Genomic DNA, 18,867 nt, shown 5'->3' with positions numbered 1-18,867 from the left:
CGCGCCAAGCTGAACGAAGCTTGCCGCTCTGCTCAAGTTCGAAGCTTTCGGAAACCCGCATGACTCAGTCCCGCCGCAACCTGCTGATCGGCTTAGGCCTCGTACTGATCCTCGGCGTCGTCTGGCTGTCCTGGCGCAGCAGCACTCCGACCATCCCCGATGCTATCAAACATGGCTACAGCGAAGCGCTGAACGCCGCGCGCACCGGTGAACCCGGAGCGGCGCGCCAGTTGTACCAGCAATTGGGCCGCCCGGACATCTCGGTCAAGCGCCGGGTCTGGCTGCATGGCGAACTGCCCAATTACCCCAGTCCGCAGGCGTTGAAGCTGGCGGACATCGACTTGCATCACGAAGCGCCGCAAGTGCGCGTCGCAGCGATCAAAAGCATCGTCGGTCTGGTGCCCGGCGGGCAGCGCAGTCTGCTGCTAGGACCGTTGCTTGATGATGAAGAACAAACTGTCCGTTTCGCCGCGATCAACGCCCTGCTCGGCCTGGCCCCGGACGAGCTCGGCCTGTATTTCGCACCGCTACAGCAGGCCATCGACGGCTGGCAACAGACCTTGGAAAGCCAGCCGGAAAGCGCCGCCAACTATGCGCAACTGGCCCGTCTCTATATTCACAACGCCGAATACAAACAGGCCCAACAGGCTTTGGACAATACCTTGCGCCTGGAACCGGGCAACCTGCCGGCGCTGGTCATGCAGATCGATGTGCTCGACCGCCAGGGCCAGAGCGATGCCGCTCGCCAGTTGCTCGCCCGCCAACTCAAGGCGCAGCCCGATTCGGCCTATCTGCAACATGCCCTCGGCCTGTGGCTGCTGCACCATGGCCAGCGCGAATATGCCCTGCTCGGCCTGTCCAAGGCGGTCGAGCTGGAGCCGGACAACAAGGATTATCGCTACGACCTCGCCACCACTCTGCACAGCGCGGAAGAACTGGAAGCGGCGCAGAAACAACTGCAGGAAATCGTTCAGCGCCACCCCGCCGACCGCAAGGCGCGGGTGTTGTTGATCAACTATTGGAAGGAAAGCGGCCAATTGCAGAATGTGCAGATTCTGCTGGCGCAACTGGAGCAGCTGAATCCGGACGACCCGGCCCTGCAACAGGGTCTTTAATCAAGGTAAAGCGGGTGCAATCAACCACCTGTCGAAAGAAAAAGCGGAACCGTGAACATGCCCTGAGGTCAAGTTATTCAGGCGGCTCACTTAAGCCAGCCGCCGGATTACCCTAGTCATAAGAGGGCGTTTTTTGACTACATCAAACGAGTTGATCAGTGCAAAGGCCGCCGTCGGCATTGTAGGTCTGGATGACATCCTTGCCGGTGGCCTGTCTCGCGGCCATGTGTTTTTGCTCGAGGGGGAACCCGGAACCGGCAAAACCACCGTGGCTTTGCATTTCCTCCGCGCCGGTGCGCTGGCCGGGGAACGTTGCTTGTACATCACTCTCTCGGAAACCGAGAAAGAACTGCGTCAAGGTGCGCTCTCCCACGGCTGGGAGCTGAACGAAAACATCAAGATCTTCGAGCTGACACCGCCGGAAAGCCTGCTCAATGCCGAACACCAGCAAAGCCTGCTGTATTCCTCGGACCTTGAACTGGGCGAGGCGACCAGGCAGATTTTCGAAGTGGTCGAACGCTTCAAACCGACCCGTGTAGTGCTCGACAGCCTTTCGGAGATCCGTCTGCTGGCGCAGAGCTCGTTGCGCTATCGTCGCCAGATTCTGGCGATCAAGCATTATTTCGTGCGCTACGACGCCACCGTCCTGCTGCTCGATGACCTGACTACCGAATCCCTCGACAAGACCGTGCACAGTGTCGCCCACGGCGTGATTCGCCTTGAAGAGCTGACGCCAAGCTACGGCGCCGAGCGTCGTCGGGTACGAGTGGTCAAATATCGCGGGCAGAAATACCGTGGCGGTTTCCATGATTTCACCATCATGGGCGACGGCGTCCATGTTTTCCCACGCCTGGTAGCGGCGGAACATCGCGGCGACTACCCACGTTTGCAGCTGTCCAGCGGCATCCCGCAAATGGACGCCCTGCTCGGCGGCGGCATCGAGACCGGCTCAAGCACGCTGATTCTCGGCCCGGCCGGTACCGGCAAATCGATGATTTCGATGATCTTCGCCGCCGCAGCGGTGGCCCGAGGCGAAAAAGCCGCGCTGTTCATTTTCGATGAAGAGCTGGGCCTGCTGTTCGAACGCATGCGTCATCTGGGCATCGACCTCAAAGCCTTGCAGGCCACCGGTAATCTGCTGATCGAACAAGTAGACGCCGCCGAATTGTCTCCCGGTGAGTTGTCCCATCGCGTGCGCCGTTGCGTCGATGAGCTGGGTATCAAAACCGTGGTGATCGACAGCATCAACGGCTATCAGGCAGCGATGCCGGAAGAAAACGCGCTGGTGCTGCACATGCACGAGCTGCTGCTGTACCTTAACCGCAAAGGCGCGGCGACTTTCATGACGGTCGCCCAGCACGGCTTGGTGGGCGATATGCAGGCGCCTGTCGATATCACTTACCTGGCCGACACGGTGATTCTGTTGCGCTACTTCGAAGCCCTCGGCAAAGTCCGCCGGGCGATCTCGATTATCAAGAAACGTACCGGCAACCACGAGTCGACCATCCGTGAATACCGGATCTCCTCGCGTGGCATGACCATCGGCCAACCGCTGGAATCCTTCCAGGGCGTGCTGCGTGGCGTGCCGACCTACATGGGAGCGAGCAATCCATTGCTTGAGGATGAAAGCTTGTGACGGTCAACACGCCGTTGGCCGAGCGGGTGCTGGTGCTGGCGCCCATGGGCCGTGACAGCCAGATCGCGTTGATGATTCTCAACGAAGCCGGTTACGGCGGCATGGTGGCGCCGAATCTCGGCGCTCTGTGCACGGAACTGGAGGTCGGTGCCGGGTTGCTGCTGATTGCTGCTGAAGCGTTGCACGGACCGGAACTCGAAGGGCTTATCGCCTACCTTGACCAGCAGCCCGCGTGGTCGGACATGCCCATCGTACTGCTGACTCATCATGGCGGCGATGAACAAGGGCCGCCGTCGCGCCTTAGCACCCTGCTCGGCAACGTGACTTTTCTCGAGCGCCCCTTCCATCCCGCGACACTGGTCAGTCTGGTCTCCGCCGCCCTGCGTGGGCGGCGACGACAATATGAAGCGCGCGATCGGCTGATCGACCTGAGTGAAAGCGAACGACGCCTGCAATCGACTCTGGAAACCCTCGAGCAACAGGTTGAAGAGCGCACCGCACAGCTTCGCCACAACGAAGAAGCGCTGCGCCAATCGCAGAAAATGGAAGCGGTCGGCCAACTGACTGGCGGCATCGCTCACGACTTCAACAATATGCTCACCGGCATCATCGGTAGCCTGGAACTGCTGCGCCGACGGCTGGCCCGGGGCCGCACCGAAGACCTCGACAGCCTGATCGATCTAGGCGTGACCTCCGCCAACCGCGCCGCCGGCCTGACTCACCGCTTGTTGGCGTTCTCGCGCCGGCAATCGCTCGACCCGAAAGCCGTGCAGATGAACACGCTGGTGCTGTCAATGGGCGAGTTGCTGCAACGCAGCCTCAATGAAAGCATTCATCTGGAAATGCGCCTGGACGACAACCTCTGGGTTGCCGAGGCCGATCCCAATCAACTCGAAAGCGCCCTGCTCAACCTGGTCATCAACGCCCGCGATGCGATGCCCGAGGGCGGCAAACTGGTGGTGGAAACCAGCAATCAGGTCCTGCATAGCGACTTCACTGCCGCTTACAGCAATCTGGAGCCGGGCGATTACGTGATGCTCAGCGTCACTGACAACGGCAGCGGCATGCCGCAGAGCGTGGTCAGCCGTGCGTTCGATCCGTTTTTTACGACCAAGCCGATCGGCCAGGGGACCGGGCTCGGACTGTCGATGATCTATGGCTTCAGCAAGCAGTCGCGCGGGCACGTGTCGATCGACAGTGAAGTCGATCAAGGCACCACGGTAAAACTCTACCTGCCGCGTTTCCGTGGTGAAGAAGTGGAAATTCCCGTCTCGGATTCGCAGCAGGCTCCGTATGCGATGGATGGCGAAACCGTACTCATCGTCGAAGACGATCCGGCTGTGCGCGTGTTGGTCAGCGCCGTGCTCAGTGAGTTGGGTTACGCGTTCGTGGAGGCCGGTGATGCCGACGGCGCCATGCCGATTCTCAATTCGACGCAACGTATTGATTTGCTCATCAGTGACGTTGGCCTGCCGGGGATGAACGGTCGTCAACTGGCGGAGGTTGGTCGGCAGTATCGGCCAGGTCTGAAAGTGTTGTTCATCACCGGTTATGCCGAGCACGCGGCGGTGCGCGGTGGCTTCCTCGACTCGGGAATGCAGATGATCACCAAGCCCTTCACCTTTGATCTGCTCACCGCCAAGGTGCGCGAGATGATCAATAGCTGAATCTATAGGGGCTGCCGAAGGCTCGGCAGCTCCTGCATGAGAATCAGGCCAGCAATTCCTGAATCTTTTCCTGCAACACATCCAGATCGAACGGCTTCTCCAGGATCGGTGCCTTGCTGGTGATCGGGCTGCCGGTTTCACGGATTTCCTGCGGGTAGCCGCTGATGAAAATCACTTTCAGGTCCGGTCGCAGCTTCACTGCCGGCTCGGCGATCTGCACGCCCGAGATTCCGCCCGGCAGGCGGAAATCGGTAATCAGCATGTCCAGGTGAGGTTTGCTGGCGAGGATCTCGAAAGCCTGCTCGCCATTTTCCGCTTGCAACACGCGATAGCCCTGCCCTGACAGGTAATCCGTCAGGACCATCAAGATAACCGGTTCGTCTTCGACGACGAGTACTACATCTTGCGCATCTACGCTCATGGGAAGCCTTTGTTCGGTCAATAGCTGCTGATACGACCGTGTGGTCACTCAGAGGTTGCGTCGGATATGCCGTTTTCCTGGATCGGCAGACAAACGCGAAACAGGGCGCCTTCGTTGATTTCACTCTCGACGACGATGGAGCCGCCATGGGCGGCGACGATCTGCTCGGAAATGAACAGACCCAGCCCGAGCCCGGCCACCACCGTCTTGGCGGACACCCGTTCGAACTGCTGAAAAATACGCTTCTGGTTCTCGGCGCTGATGCCGATGCCGTGGTCCTGAACTTCGACCCGCGCCTCCTCGCCTTCGCGATAGACGCGCACCTGAATCGGGCTGCGACCGCCGTAGCGCAAGGCGTTGGTCAGCAGATTGGACACCACCTGCTCGATGCGGAACTCGTCCCAGCAACCTTCGACCGGCTCGGACGCCTCAAAGGAAACGCTGGTTTCCGCCGCCTCCATTTGCGGAGCAAAGTTCTGCAGCAGATTGCTGACCAGTTGCACCAGATCGAAACGACTCGGGCGGATCGACAGTTTGCCGGTGCGGATTCGCGAGACATCGAGCATGTCTTCGATCAGGCGAATCAGGCTTTTGATCTGCCGCTCATCGCGATCGACCATCGCCTGCATCTTGTCGAGGGTGAACGCCGCGGCGTTGTCCCGGGCCAGGTGCATCTTGCGCAGCTGGGTTTCAAGAATCAGACCATTGAGCGGCGTGCGCACCTCGTGCGCAACGATGGACATGAAGTCATCGCGCATGCGCACCGCTTGTTCCAGCTCAAGCTGCGTGCTTTGCAGCTGTTGCAGCAGCGCTTCCTGCTCGCGTCGCGCCTGCTCCAGCGCCTCGACCTGCTGTTTCATGGCCTTGCTCTGGCGATACAGATCGACGAAAACGTTGACCTTGCTCTTCACCGCATGAATGTCCAGCGGTTTGTGCAGGAAGTCCACCGCACCGCTTTCGTAGCCCTTGAACGCGTAGTTGAGTTCACGGCCAGCGGCGCTGACGAAAATGATCGGAATGTTTTTGGTCTTCTCGGTGCCGCGCATCAACTCGGCCAGTTCGAAGCCGTTCATGCCGGGCATCTGCACGTCGAGAATGGCCATGGCGAATTCGTGTTGCAGCAACAGCGACAGTGCCTCGTCCGCCGACAAAGCCTTGTAGACCGTGCGATCCTCGCGCTTGATCAGCGCTTCCAGCGCCAGCAGGTTTTCTGGCAGATCGTCAACGATCAACAGTTTGGCTTGGATATTACTCAGCATGCGATTCGTTCCAGCTCGACTAGCAGACGGCCGATGCCGTGAATGGGTAGGACATGATCCGGCTGCAGAACGTTCAGTGCAGCCTGGGGCATGGTGGCGACTTGTGCATCATCGGGGTCTTGAACAATGGTCAGGCCGCCGCACTTCTTGACGCAGGCCAGCCCGCGCGCGCCATCGTGATTGGCGCCGGTCAGCAGGACGGCGGCGAGTGTCTGGCCATAAACATCAGCGGCGGATTCAAACAGGTAATCGATTGAAGGCCGCGAATGATGTACGCGGTCCTCTAGGCTCAGCGACAGGCTGCGATCCGCTTCGACCGACAAGTGATAACCGGGCGTGGCGAAATACACCGTGCCGGCTTCAATGTCCTGCTTGTCTTCAGCTTCCTTGACCGGCATCGCCACACGGCGGGAGAACACTTCGGCCAGATGACTGCGGCGTTCTTCCGGCAGATGCAGAACGATGATGATCGGCAGCACATAGCCTTTGCGTAATGGCCCGAGCAAGGTCAGCAACGCCTCGACACCGCCTGCGGAGGCGCCGATCACGACGGCCTCGATGCGAGGCAGGCTCGGGGTGTCGTTCATGATTTGCGGTAGATCCGTTCTTGTTTGACCAACGCCTCGAACTGGTTCGAGTAATTGGAAAAATCCAGGGTTTCCTTGCTGCCCAGCACCAGAAAGCCGCGATGCGACAACGATTCATGGAACAGCCCGAACGCCCGGTCCTGCAACTTCTTGTTGAAATAGATCAGCACGTTGCGGCAGGAAATCAACTGGGTTTCGGAGAACACGCTGTCGGTGGCCAGGCTGTGGTCGGCGAATGTCACGTTCTCGCACAGGCTCTTGTCGAAAATCGCGTAGCCGTAGGCTGCCGTGTAGTAATCGGCAAACGAACGCTGACCGCCGGCCTGCTGATAGTTGGCAGTGTAGGCGCGGACGTTTTCCATGGAGAAAATCCCTTGCTTGGCCTTCTCCAGCGAGCGCGGGTTGATGTCGGTGGCGTAGATGATCGTACGGTCGAGCAGGCCTTCCTCGCGCAAGAGGATCGCCATCGAATAGACCTCCTCGCCCGTGCTGCATCCGGCAATCCAGATCTTCAGCGACGGATAGGTGCGCAGCAGCGGCACCACTTCGTTGCGGATCGCCAGGAAATGCGACGGATCGCGGAACATCTCGCTGACCGGGATCGTCAGCAGTTGCAGCAGCTGCATGAACGCGGTCGGGTCGTGCAGGACTTTTTCTTGCAGGGCCGAGATGGTCGCGCACTCGAACTGACTCAGCGCGTGCTGCACCCGGCGCTTGATCGAAGCGCCGGAGTAGTCGCGAAAGTCATAGCTGTATTTCAGGTAAATCGCCTCGATCAACAAGCGTAATTCGATTTCGCTGTTGCGCTCGGCTGAACTGCTGCGTTCCACTAGATGCGTTCCATTTTCGGTAACCACACACGTATCAGCGAGAACAGACGATCAAGGTCGATGGGCTTGGCCAGGTAATCGTTGGCGCCCGCTTGCAGGCAGCGCTCCTGATCGTCCTTCATGGCCTTGGCCGTCACCGCGATGATCGGCAGCTTGCGCCAGCGCGGATCCTTGCGGATTTCCATGGTGGCTTCGAAGCCATCCATTTCCGGCATCATCACGTCCATCAGCACCAGGTCGATGTCCTCGACTTCATGAAGTTTCTCAATCGCTTCGCGGCCATTACGGCCGATCACCACGACTGCGCCTTTGTGTTCCAGCGCGCTGGTCAGGGCGAAGATGTTGCGCACATCGTCGTCCACCAGCAGCACTTTGCGACCTTCAAAGACCTTGTCGCGGCTGCGCGCGGTCTTGAGCATCTTCTGCCGTTCATGGGACAGCTGCGATTCGACTTTGTGCAGAAAGAGTGTGACCTCATCGAGCAACCGCTCCGGGGAGCGTGCGCCCTTGATGATGATCGAGCGCGAATACTTGCGCAGTTCGGCCTCTTCATCGCGGGTCAGATTGCGTCCGGTGTAAACGATGACCGGCGGGAACGAGCAGATGTCCTCGGTGGACATGCGCTTGAGCAGATCGTTGCCGAGCATGTCCGGCAGCTTGAGATCAATGACCATGCAGTCGTAGATGGTCGTGCGCAGCAATTCCAGAGCGTCCTGAGCCAGGCCGACCGCAGTGATTTCAATGTCTTCGTCGCCAATCAGCCGCGCGATGCTTTCGCGTTGCAGATCGTCATCTTCGACCAGCAGCACGCGTTTGACCTTCTGCGTCAGCTTGGCTTCGAGACGGGCGAAGACGTCCTTGAGCTCTTCGCGGGTGGTCGGCTTCACTGCGTAGCCGATCGCGCCCATGTGCATGGCCGCTTCGACGCGGTCTTCCACGGAAATCACGTGCACCGGAATGTGCCGGGTTTCGGCGCGTTCTTTCAAGCGTTGCAGCACGGTCAGACCGGAATGATCCGGCAGGCGCATGTCGAGCAGGATCGCATCCGGCACGAATTCGCGCGCCAGGTCGTAACCTTCGTCAGCGCCGTGGGCGACCAGACACATGTAGCCCAACTCATGGGCCAGGTCATAGAGGATACGGGCGAAGTTCGGTTCGTCCTCCACCACCAGAATGCAGCGGGTGGCGAACGGTGCCTTGTCGCGATCGTCGGCAAAGCGCGGGATGACTGCCGGAATCGCCGATGCCAGCGGAGCCGCAACAGCAACTGGCGCAGGCGTCACAGGTGCCGGGTGGAAGGTCAGCGGCGCGGCCGGCGTTTCACCGAATTCGTGATACTGACGCGGCAACACCAGGGTGAACGTACTGCCCTGTCCCGGTACGCTGTCGACGCTGATCGAACCGCCCAGCAATGTCGCCAGATCCCGCGAGATCGACAAGCCAAGGCCGGTGCCGCCGTATTTGCGGTTGGTGGTGCCATCCGCCTGACGGAACGCCTCGAAGATACTTTCCTGCTGATCCGCGGCGATACCGATCCCGGAATCCTTGACGCTGAAGGCGATGTGATCGTTCGGCTGCGCGGTGATGGTCAGGCTTACGGCGCCGTGCTCAGTGAACTTGATCGCGTTGGACAGCAGATTCTTGATCACCTGCTCCAGACGCTGACGGTCGGTGAACAGCAAGCCCGGTGCGTCCGGCTGAACCTCGACGCTGAAGGCCAGTTTCTTGTCCGCCGCCAAGGGTTCGAACATCGAGCGCAAGCCGTCGACCAGACGATCGACGCGGGTGTTTTCGGCAATCACTTCAAGCTTGCCGGCCTCGACCTTGGAAATGTCGAGAATGTCGTTGATCAGGTTGAGCAGATCGTTGCCGGCCGAATAGATCGATTCGGCGAACTTGACCTGTTCCGCCGACAGATTCTGCTGCGGGTTTTCCGCCAACAGTTTGGCCAGAATCAGCGAACTGTTGAGCGGCGTGCGCAGTTCGTGGGACATGTTGGCGAGGAATTCGGACTTGTACTTGCTCGAGCGTTGCAGCTCTTCGGCACGCTCTTCAAGCTGGATCTGCGCATGATTCAGCTCGGTGTTTTTCTTGTCCATCGCATCGCGCTGCTCGGCGAGCTGCTCGTTGGTCTGCTCCAGCTCCACTTGCTGGGTTTCCAGATGCGCCTGGGATTCCTTGAGAATCCGCGACTGTTCTTCCAGCTCTTCGTTGGCAGTCTTCAGCTCTTCCTGCTGCACTTGCAGCTCTTCATTGAGCTGCTGGGTTTCGGCGAGCACTTCCTGCAAGCGCTGACGGTAACGCGCCGCTTCGATCGAGGTGCCGATGTTGCCAGCAATCAGTTCCAGCAGTTCGATATCGCGCTCGGACAGCGGACGCAGGAAGCCCAGTTCGATCACACCGTTGACCCGATCATCATCGCTGGTCGGCACCACCAGCACACTGTGCGGCAGGCCTGCGCCGAGACCGGAGCTGACTTTGAAATAGTCGCCCGGGACCGCGTCGAGACGGATCAGGCGTGCCTGTTCTGCGACTTGGCCGACGATGCCTTCGCCGCTGTAAATCGTTTGATTGAGCTCTTCCTGCTCGCGGGAGAAACCATAAGTCGCCACGCGCTTGAGGCCGCCATGTTCTTCGCGCACATAAAGCGCGGCGACGGCAGTGCCAAGGTATTGCGCGCAGAATTGCAGAATATTGCGCCCCAGCAGGTTCAGCGTCAGTTGCCCCAGCACCTGCTCGGCCAATTGTGTCTGGCCGTTGCGCAGCCACGCCTGCTTCTCCAGGCGTTCGGCGCTGGCCAGCTGCGCGGCGAGGTTGGCGCTGTAGTTGGTCGACAGGTTTAGCAGATCACGGCGGCCGATGTAGGCCAGCAAACCGCTGATCCCGACGATGAAGATCAGATAAAGAGTGATGCTCCAGATGGTGGTGCGACGCACATCCTCGTTGCGCGTGGCGCGCAGCACTTGCTCGGTCTCGATGACGTCCTCGAATTGCTTGCGGATTTCATCGGTCAGGCGCTTGCCCCGCCCGGCCTTGACCGCACCGCGATAGTCGCCACTGCTGCGCTGCAGATCGATCATCGACTGCGCGTAATTGGCCCACTCCACCTGCAAGGCTTGCAAACGGCGCAAGCGATCGGTCTGCACCGGATTATCGGCGGTCAGCTCCAGCAACGTATTGAGGGCAACATCAATGCGCGGCTTGGCGATCTCATACGGGTCGAGGAAGTGCTCGTCACCGCTGAGCAGATAGCCGCGCATGCCGGTTTCCAGATCAACGGTGAGCTTCACCGCTTCATTGGCGTTATTGATCACCCGGTCGGTGTGCTCGACCCATTGGATGACCGACAGCAAATAAGTGATCAGCGAGACGAAGAACACGGCGCTGAGCACGCCGACGCCCAGCGGCAGGCTGACGTTGCGACTCAGAAGTTTGCGGAACCGTTGTTCATCAACCGAGGACGGAGAGGACATGGGGCAGCCTTGTCGAACTGTTGAAAACCCGAGAGTTTGCCCCAAAACCCCGCCATGGATCCATTTTTCTCACACAAATGATGGCATTTTCCTACACACGCCTGCGCATTGGACGACGCCAACGGTTATCCTTGCCGCACCGCACTGACCTGTTCTTTTTTGTATCAGCTCGGGAACTTGTGGCTATGCGCCACTTACTCATGCAAGAGTCCGGCAAAATTCGCTTGCCCGGTATCCCCCGATTTCAATTTTTGAGAGTCCTGCCATGTCTGCCAATGCCTCCACTATCCTTGTCGTAGAAGATGACGACATCGTGCGCATGCTCATCGTGGATGTGCTGGAGGAGCTGGAATACACGGTATTGGAGGCTGATGACGGCAACGCGGCACTCGAAATCCTTGCGGATCCTGGCAAAGCCATCGATTTGATGATGACCGACCACGGCCTGCCTGGAATGGATGGCCGCGAACTCTCTCAAAGGGCCCGTCAGCTGCGCCCTGCTCTGCCCATCCTGTTTGCCAGCGGTTATGCCGAGACTATCGAAGTACCCGGCGACATGCATGTCATCGGCAAACCGTTTTCGATTGACCAGTTACGCGACAAGGTCAAATCCATACTGGAATAGTCCTGCGCATCTACCAGCATTGGCTGGAACCCGAGCAATCGTGATCAACCTGAACTGGCGATGAGCACACATCACTGTGGTTTAATTGCGCCCTTTTTTATGCGCCGAGAATCCAGTGATGTCCCACTCCGTTCCCACCAAAGTCCTGGTCATCGGCTACGTCTGGCCCGAGCCCCGCTCTTCGGCGGCCAGCGGGCATGTCATGCAGATCCTCGAAACGCTTCTCGAGCAAGGCTGGGACATCACGTTCAGCAGCCCGGCCGGCCCGGGGGAACACAAGGCTGATCTGACGGCGCTGGGCATTCGCGAAGTGCCGATCGAACTCAACAACAGCAGCTTTGATACGTTCATCAGCGGGTTGGCGCCGGATATCGTGCTGTTCGATCAGTTCATGATGGAAGAACAGTTTGGCTGGCGGGTGGAGAAACACTGCCCGGACGCCCTGCGCATCCTGGAAACCTCCGACCTGCAAAGCCTGCGGCATGCGCGTCATCAGCGTCTGAAAGACCGGCTGAAAAGCGACGACGAGCAGACTGATTTCACCGAACTGTTCGCACCGGCATTGCACGAAGAATTCCAGCTGATGGCGAGCACCGATCTGGCCAAACGGGAAATCGCTGCGCTGTACCGGTGCGATTTGAACCTGATGATTTCCGAAGTCGAGATCGACCTGCTGGTGGAGGAATTCGGCCTGCCTCGGCAAATCCTGCATTGGTGTCCGTTGATGATTGATCTTCCGGACACCACCGCGCCAGGTTTCGAAGAGCGCGCGCATTTCCTCAGCATTGGCAACTTCCGTCACGCGCCAAACTGGGATGCCGTGCTCTGGATGAAGACCACGCTCTGGCCGCTGATCCGCGCGCGCTTGCCTCGCGCGCAACTGCATATCTATGGCGCCTATACGCCGCCCAAAGCCACCGCATTGCACAACCCGGCCCAAGGCTTTCACATCATGGACTGGGCCGAAGATGCGCTTGAAGTGATGTCCGCAGCACGAGTCTGCCTCGCGCCATTGCGCTTTGGCGCGGGAATCAAGGGCAAACTGGTCGACGCCATGCTCTGTGGCACGCCAAGCGTGACGACACCGATCGGCGCCGAAGCCATGCACGGCGATGCTCCTTGGCCGGGCGCCATTGCCCTGGACGCAAGTACCTTCGCCGAACAGGCCGTGCAACTGTACGAAGATCCAGCGCGCTGGCAGCAAGCGCAGATTCAGTCTTCGGCACTTTTGCAGCAGCGTTATCAGCGCAGCGTACATGGCCCGCGTCTGATCAACCGGATAGCTGATTGCCGACAACACTTGGCACAACTTAGAAACGACAACTTCACCGGCGCCATGCTGCGACATCACACACTCAAAAGCACTCAATACATGGCTCAATGGATCGAAGCGAAAAACCAGTTAAATCCAACAGAGCGTTGATTACATCAATTACATGACTTGCATTAAAAGCGAACTTTCGCAATAACGCGAACATGCTTATAAACATCCTGCGCGCAACTAATCAACCACATCGCAGGATATGCAACATGGAAAACTTCGACGATATACCAACCCATCAATGGATGGCTGATTTACCACAAATCGATAATCTTTCGTTATTCGAAATGACCCTGCCCGGCGCGCATAACGCCGGCTGTGACTGGGAAGCGTCTTACGCCCTGATTCCCGGGAAAAACTGGCTTGCCTGCCAGGACGTTTCGTTTTATTCGCAGTTGAATCGCGGCGCTCGCGCACTTGATGTACGCCTTGTTTACAACAGCAAGGCGAAACAACTGGCGAGATTCCGTTTCCAGCACAACGGCTTCAACTCTTCGCGAACGCTTGAAGACCTGATCAGAGACCTCAAGGGGTTTTATGAAAGAAGCCCGAACGAGTTTATCGTTCTGGACTTTCATGAACTTTCCAACGCTACAGATCCATTCAACCATGAGGAATTCAGAACAGCTTTGCTGGAGCACCTTGGGGAACGGATCATTCCCACCGAAAATCTGCATCTGACAATTGGCCAACTCAAAGCCATTGATCCATTGCAGCGCATTATGGTGGCTGCGCCGATGACCTGGGAAAACCTGGACTTCCGCTTTTATAGCCAGATCAATCACAAGTGGATCGGCAAATCACAGGTCAGCACCTCGGATCTTTATGGCTATATAGACAACGTACTGAGCACACCTGTCAGTACGCGCCGCCCATGGTCGCTGTCGGCAACCAGTTACACACTTGGCGGCCCACAGCGAATCCTCGACAGTCTTGACGAGTGGTTCGACCCGGAAAAATCCGATTGGGCGCGCAAGTGCAACATCATCAATTTCGACTTCATCAAGAATTCGAACATCGTGCGCTTCTGCCAAATGGCCAACTTGCAAAAGGCCCGCGACAAGCTTAGCTGAGCGGTCTCCACGGACGGCCGGTAAGAAGTGGCACAAATGGCAAAAAACGAGGCATGATCGCGCAGCGATAATAAAAAAGTGCCTCGTCATGACCCGAACCGCTCGCGTGACCGACCCTTCCTACGAGTTGATGGACGACCATAACGGCTTGTCCATCATCTATCGCCAGCACGGCTTCCCCTGCCCGCTGGTGCGCTGGCATTTCCACAAGGAATACGAACTGCACCTGATCGTTGCCAGTTCCGGCAAAGTGTTCATCGGCGATTACATCGGCAACTTCTATCCGGAAACCCTGTTTCTGACCGGTCCCAACCTGCCGCACAACTGGATCAGCCAGGTCGCTGAAGATGAAGTGGTGGAGAAGCGCGACATGCTGGTCAACTTCACCGACGAATTGTTCGAGAGCGGGCACCAGGTGTTCGCTGAGCTGAAATCCCTGGCGCCACTGCTTGAGCGCGCGCAGTACGGCATCGAATTTCGCTGCAAGCGCACGATTCGTCAGGCCATGACGCTTATGCAGCGGATCGCCGACAGCACCGGCATCACTCGCCTCGGGCATTTTTTCATCCTGATGGAACTGCTCGCGGCCAGTGATGACTTCCAGTTGCTGTCCGGTGCCACCACCCCGCAACTGGCCGACGAACACAATATCGACCGCACCAACCGCGCGGTCGATTACATCTTCAGCCATTACGCCCGGGACATTTCGCTGGAAGAAGTGGCCGAGCACCTGGGCATGACGCCCACTTACTTCAGCCGGGTATTCAAACAGGCCACCGGGCGCAACTTCATCGAATTCGTCAACCGCCTGCGCATCAGCAAATCCTGTGAGCTGCTGGCCGATGGCGACAAACCGGTGACCGAGGTGTGCTTCGAGTCGGGCTTCAACAATATTTCCAACTTCAATCGACGCTTTCAGCAACTTAAGGGCATGACGCCGTCGCACTATCGACGGCTGGCAGTGCAGCGCCTGACTGAACAAAACCATTCCTGACAACACGCCACCTGTGGGAGCGAGCCTGCTCGCGAAAGCGGTCTGTCAGTGAAAAATCCTGTGGCTGACACACCATCTTCGCGAGCAGGCTCGCTCCCACAAAAAACCGTGCCCCGGCTGGCGAAATCTGTACGCATTCGCTAACGGTCCCTCGCGCAAAACCCCTTCCCTGCGTTCCCCCGCCCAAACCCCAGTGCAAAAAAGTATCAACAAAAGTGCTAGGGATGATTTGTCAGCCCCGCCGTGGAAGGCTGTAATCAGCGCAGATTCTTCCTGCATTCGGAAGACACAAAAACAATAACTGTCCTTCTGCCCCGTTGGGTGTCAGAAAAGGAGTGCACGATGCAACCCACTGCAAAAGCTCTGCTCGCTCTCACCTGTATGACCCTCAGCAGCGTCAGCCTTGGCGCCCAGACCCTGACCATCGCCACCGTCAACAACAGCGACATGATCCGCATGCAAAAACTCTCGAAAACCTTCGAGAGCGAGCATCCGGACATCAAGCTCAATTGGGTGGTGCTGGAAGAAAACGTTCTGCGTCAGCGCCTGACCACCGACATCGCCACTCAGGGCGGCCAGTTCGACGTATTGACCATCGGCATGTACGAAGCCGCACTCTGGGGCGGCAAGGGTTGGCTGGAGCCGATGAGGGACCTGCCGGCCAGTTACGCCCTCGACGATGTCTTTCCGTCGGTGCGCGAAGGCCTGTCGGTGAAGGGTTCGCTGTATGCGCTGCCGTTTTACGCGGAGAGTTCGATCACCTATTACCGCACCGACCTGTTCAAGGCAGCCGGGCTGACCATGCCGGAGCAGCCGACCTGGGAAGAGATCGCCGGGTTTGCCGAAAAGCTCACCCAGAAAGACAAAGAGCAGTACGGCATCTGCCTGCGCGGCAAGGCCGGTTGGGGCGAGAACATGGCGCTGGTCACCACGGTCGCCAATGCTTACGGCGCGCGCTGGTTCGATGAGCAATGGAAACCGGAATTCAGCGGACCGGAATGGAAAAACGCATTGAATTTCTACGTCAACACCATGAAGAAATCCGGCCCGCCAGGCGCATCCAGCAACGGTTTCAATGAAAACCTCGCCCTGTTCAACAGCGGCAAATGCGCGATCTGGGTCGACGCCAGCGTCGCCGGTTCGTTCGTCACCGACAAGACCCAGAGCAAGGTCGCCGATAGCGTCGGTTTCACCTTCGCTCCGCATCAGGTCACGGATAAAGGCTCGGCGTGGCTGTATTCGTGGGCGCTGGCGATTCCGACCAGTTCCAAGGCCAAGGACGCAGCAAAAACCTTCAGCGCCTGGGCCACGTCCAAAGAGTACGGCGAACTGGTTGCCAAGACCGATGGCATCGCCAACGTGCCGCCGGGCACCCGCGCTTCGACCTACAGCGATGCTTACATGAGCGCCGCGCCGTTTGCCAAAGTGACGCTGGAATCGCTGAAGGCCGCTGACCCGAGCAAGCCGACGCTGAAACCGGTGCCGTACATCGGCATTCAATTGGTGACCATTCCTGAATTCCAGGCAGTGGGTACCCAGGTCGGCAAGCTGTTCTCGGCGGCGCTGATCGGCCAGACCACGGTAGATCAGGCTCTGGCGGCGGCGCAGCAGACCACGGAACGCGAGATGAAGCGCGCGGGTTATCCCAAGTAATCGCTGAACGACTTGCTCCTGCCTCTGTGGGAGCGAGCCTGCTCGCGAAGGCGTCGTGTCAGCCAACACACATGACACTGATCCGGCGCTTTCGCGAGCAGGCTCGCTCCCACATGGGGATCTCCATAGGTCTGTATGACTCGGTTGTGAATGCCATGAATACTTCAACTGCCAAAGCCCACATCGACCTGTCGCCACCCCAGCGCAAGCTGCGCGTGCGCAATCCCGGCTGGTTTCTGGTCAGCCCTTCGGTGGCGCTGTTGCTGCTGTGGATGATCGTGCCGCTGGGCATGACCCTGTACTTTTCGATGATCCGCTACAACCTGCTCTACCCCGGTGAAAACGAGTTTGTGGGGTTGGAGAACTTCACCTATTTCCTCACCGATTCGGGTTTCATGCCCGGCGCGACCAATACGTTGTTGCTCGTTGGCAGTGTGCTGCTGATCAGCGTGGTCTTCGGTGTATTGATCAGCACGTTGCTGGAGGCCAGCGAATTCCTTGGGCGCGGCCTGGTGCGGGTGATGCTGATCTCGCCGTTTTTCATCATGCCCACCGTCGGCGCGTTGATCTGGAAGAACCTGATTTTCCACCCGGTCTCGGGGATCCTCGCCTACATCTGGAAGCTGTTCGGTGCGCAACCGGTGGACTGGCTGGCGCACTACCCGCTGCTGTCGATCATCATCATAGTTTCGTGGCAATGGCTGCCCTTCGCGATCCTGATTCTGATGACCGCCATGCAATCACTGGATCAGGAACAGAAAGAAGCTGCACGCCTGGACGGTGCCGGCCCGATCGCGATTTTCTGGCACCTGACCCTGCCGCACCTGGCGCGGCCGATTGCTGTGGTGGTGATGATCGAAACGATCTTCCTGCTCTCGGTGTTCGCCGAAATCTTCACCACCACCAACGGTGGCCCCGGCTACGCCTCGACCAACCTCGCCTACCTGATCTACAACCAGGCGCTGGTGCAGTTCGATGTCGGCATGGCCTCGGCGGGCGGCTTGATTGCCGTGGTCATCGCCAACATCGCCGCGATCATTCTGGTGCGGATGATCGGCAAAAACCTGACTGACAAAGCGTGAGGCCTACCATGACCCTCCAACAATCCCGCCGCCTGCAAAGCCTGCTGCTCGGCACCTTGGCCTGGGCCATCGCGATCGTGATTTTCTTCCCGATCTTCTGGATGGTGATGACCAGTTTCAAGAGCGAAATCGACGCCTTCGCCACGCCGCCGCAGTTCATCTTCACGCCGACGCTGGAGAACTACCTGCACATCAACGAGCGCAGCGATTACTTCAGCTTCGCCTGGAACTCGGTGGTGATCTCCTTCAGCGCCACCGCCCTGTGCCTGTTGATCGCGGTGCCGGCGGCATACTCGATGGCGTTCTATGAAACCCAGCGCACCAAAGGCACGCTGCTGTGGATGCTCTCGACCAAGATGCTGCCGCCGGTGGGCGTGCTGATGCCGATCTACCTGCTGGCCAAGAGTTTCGGCCTGCTCGACACGCGCATCGCGCTGATCGTGATCTACACGCTGATCAACCTGCCGATCGTGGTCTGGATGGTTTACACCTACTTCAAGGACATCCCCAAGGACATCCTCGAAGCCGCCCGCCTCGACGGTGCGACGCTGTGGCAGGAGATGGTTCGCGTGCTGTTGCCGATCGCCAAGGGCGGCCTCGCCTCGACCGTACTGCTGTCGCTGATCCTGTGCTGGAACGAGGCGTTCTGGTCGCTGAATCTGACCTCATCGAATGCCGCACCACTGACCGCATTGATCGCCTCGTATTCAAGTCCCGAAGGATTGTTCTGGGCCAAGTTGTCGGCCGTCTCGACCCTGGCCTGTGCGCCGATTCTGATCTTTGGCTGGATCAGCCAGAAGCAACTGGTACGCGGCCTCTCGTTCGGTGCCGTGAAATGAAGCCTCTCAATCTAATGCGATTCACTGTGGGAGCGAGCTTGCTCGCGAAAGCGGAGCGTCATCCAACAATGATGGTGACTGACACGGCCCCTTCGCGAGCAAGCTCGCTCCCACAAAAGAGCTTATCCAGCTCAATCGAATAACAACAATGCGGAGGCCCATCTCATGGCCAACCTGAAAATCAAGAATCTGCAAAAAGGCTTCGAAGGTTTTTCCATCATCAAGGGCATTGACCTGGAAGTGAACGACAAGGAATTCGTGGTCTTCGTCGGCCCGTCGGGCTGCGGCAAAT

Annotated in this window: 15 protein-coding genes and 1 pseudogene; 11 read left to right on the top strand and 5 right to left on the bottom strand. The window is 58.6% G+C overall.

Annotation, left to right across the window (positions count from 1 at the left end; translation table 11 throughout):
* Positions 1 to 59: 59 nt before the first annotated feature.
* The 3 genes from D8U70_RS19335 to D8U70_RS19325 all read left to right on the top strand — a co-directional run bounded on the left by D8U70_RS19335 (position 60) and on the right by D8U70_RS19325 (position 4,418).
* Positions 60 to 1,115, top strand: a complete 1,056-nt coding sequence (locus D8U70_RS19335; RefSeq protein WP_122611339.1) for a tetratricopeptide repeat protein — start codon at positions 60 to 62, stop codon at positions 1,113 to 1,115.
* Between the two features lie 133 nt (positions 1,116 to 1,248).
* Complete coding sequence (locus D8U70_RS19330; RefSeq protein ID WP_024013082.1) at positions 1,249 to 2,751, top strand: ATPase domain-containing protein; 1,503 nt, start codon at positions 1,249 to 1,251, stop codon at positions 2,749 to 2,751.
* Positions 2,748 to 4,418 carry an ATP-binding protein gene (locus tag D8U70_RS19325; protein WP_130929532.1) on the top strand — a complete coding sequence of 557 codons (1,671 nt, stop codon included), beginning with the start codon at positions 2,748 to 2,750 and terminating at the stop codon, positions 4,416 to 4,418. Before D8U70_RS19330 ends, D8U70_RS19325 begins: the two co-directional genes overlap by 4 nt.
* A gap of 43 nt (positions 4,419 to 4,461) precedes the next feature.
* Here D8U70_RS19325 and D8U70_RS19320 read toward each other — a convergent pair whose 3' ends face one another.
* From D8U70_RS19320 to D8U70_RS19300, 5 genes are read right to left on the bottom strand one after another with little or no spacing between them, the layout of a single operon-like run.
* Complete coding sequence (locus tag D8U70_RS19320; RefSeq protein ID WP_016774860.1) at positions 4,462 to 4,839, bottom strand: response regulator; 378 nt, start codon at positions 4,837 to 4,839, stop codon at positions 4,462 to 4,464.
* Positions 4,840 to 4,883: 44 nt separating this feature from the next.
* Entirely contained in the window at positions 4,884 to 6,098 is a 1,215-nt protein-coding gene (locus D8U70_RS19315) for a hybrid sensor histidine kinase/response regulator (protein ID WP_071172558.1), read from the bottom strand.
* Positions 6,092 to 6,685: a chemotaxis protein CheB gene (locus D8U70_RS19310; protein ID WP_130929531.1), complete on the bottom strand. Its 594-nt coding sequence runs from the start codon at positions 6,683 to 6,685 to the stop codon at positions 6,092 to 6,094. Before D8U70_RS19310 ends, D8U70_RS19315 begins: the two co-directional genes overlap by 7 nt.
* A complete protein-coding gene (locus D8U70_RS19305) occupies positions 6,682 to 7,515 on the bottom strand; it encodes a protein-glutamate O-methyltransferase CheR (protein ID WP_016774863.1) in 834 nt (277 codons plus the stop codon). Before D8U70_RS19305 ends, D8U70_RS19310 begins: the two co-directional genes overlap by 4 nt.
* Positions 7,515 to 10,988, bottom strand: a complete 3,474-nt coding sequence (locus tag D8U70_RS19300; RefSeq protein ID WP_130929530.1) for a response regulator — start codon at positions 10,986 to 10,988, stop codon at positions 7,515 to 7,517. The genes D8U70_RS19305 and D8U70_RS19300 overlap by 1 nt, the downstream gene beginning before the upstream one ends.
* 265 nt (positions 10,989 to 11,253) lie before the next feature.
* Here D8U70_RS19300 and D8U70_RS19295 point away from each other — a divergent pair, with 265 nt between their 5' ends.
* The 8 genes and pseudogenes from D8U70_RS19295 to D8U70_RS19260 all read left to right on the top strand — a co-directional run.
* Complete coding sequence (locus D8U70_RS19295; RefSeq protein ID WP_071172561.1) at positions 11,254 to 11,613, top strand: response regulator; 360 nt, start codon at positions 11,254 to 11,256, stop codon at positions 11,611 to 11,613.
* 118 nt (positions 11,614 to 11,731) lie between these two features.
* A complete protein-coding gene (locus tag D8U70_RS19290; protein ID WP_073476166.1) occupies positions 11,732 to 13,036 on the top strand; it encodes a glycosyltransferase in 1,305 nt (434 codons plus the stop codon).
* Between the two features lie 107 nt (positions 13,037 to 13,143).
* Positions 13,144 to 14,007: a phospholipase gene (locus D8U70_RS19285; RefSeq protein ID WP_130929529.1), complete on the top strand. Its 864-nt coding sequence runs from the start codon at positions 13,144 to 13,146 to the stop codon at positions 14,005 to 14,007.
* A gap of 88 nt (positions 14,008 to 14,095) precedes the next feature.
* On the top strand, positions 14,096 to 15,001 hold the full coding sequence (locus D8U70_RS19280) for an AraC family transcriptional regulator (protein WP_130929528.1): 906 nt from the start codon (positions 14,096 to 14,098) through the stop codon (positions 14,999 to 15,001).
* Between the two features lie 342 nt (positions 15,002 to 15,343).
* Positions 15,344 to 16,654 carry a sugar ABC transporter substrate-binding protein gene (locus tag D8U70_RS19275; RefSeq protein WP_130929527.1) on the top strand — a complete coding sequence of 437 codons (1,311 nt, stop codon included), beginning with the start codon at positions 15,344 to 15,346 and terminating at the stop codon, positions 16,652 to 16,654.
* A gap of 155 nt (positions 16,655 to 16,809) precedes the next feature.
* Positions 16,810 to 17,736: a sugar ABC transporter permease gene (locus tag D8U70_RS19270; RefSeq protein WP_130929526.1), complete on the top strand. Its 927-nt coding sequence runs from the start codon at positions 16,810 to 16,812 to the stop codon at positions 17,734 to 17,736.
* An 8-nt stretch (positions 17,737 to 17,744) separates the two neighbouring features.
* Positions 17,745 to 18,575, top strand: coding sequence for a carbohydrate ABC transporter permease (locus tag D8U70_RS19265; RefSeq protein ID WP_016774872.1), 831 nt, complete (start codon positions 17,745 to 17,747; stop codon positions 18,573 to 18,575).
* A gap of 165 nt (positions 18,576 to 18,740) precedes the next feature.
* Positions 18,741 to 18,867 (top strand): annotated as a pseudogene (locus D8U70_RS19260) (ABC transporter ATP-binding protein); the annotation flags it as partial.

This window comes from Pseudomonas sp. Sample_20, assembly GCF_004307585.1.
Taxonomy (GTDB): Bacteria; Pseudomonadota; Gammaproteobacteria; order Pseudomonadales; family Pseudomonadaceae; genus Aquipseudomonas; species Aquipseudomonas atacamensis.
Note: the sequence above shows the minus strand (reverse complement) of the source record. Positions and strands in the feature narration are given on the sequence as shown.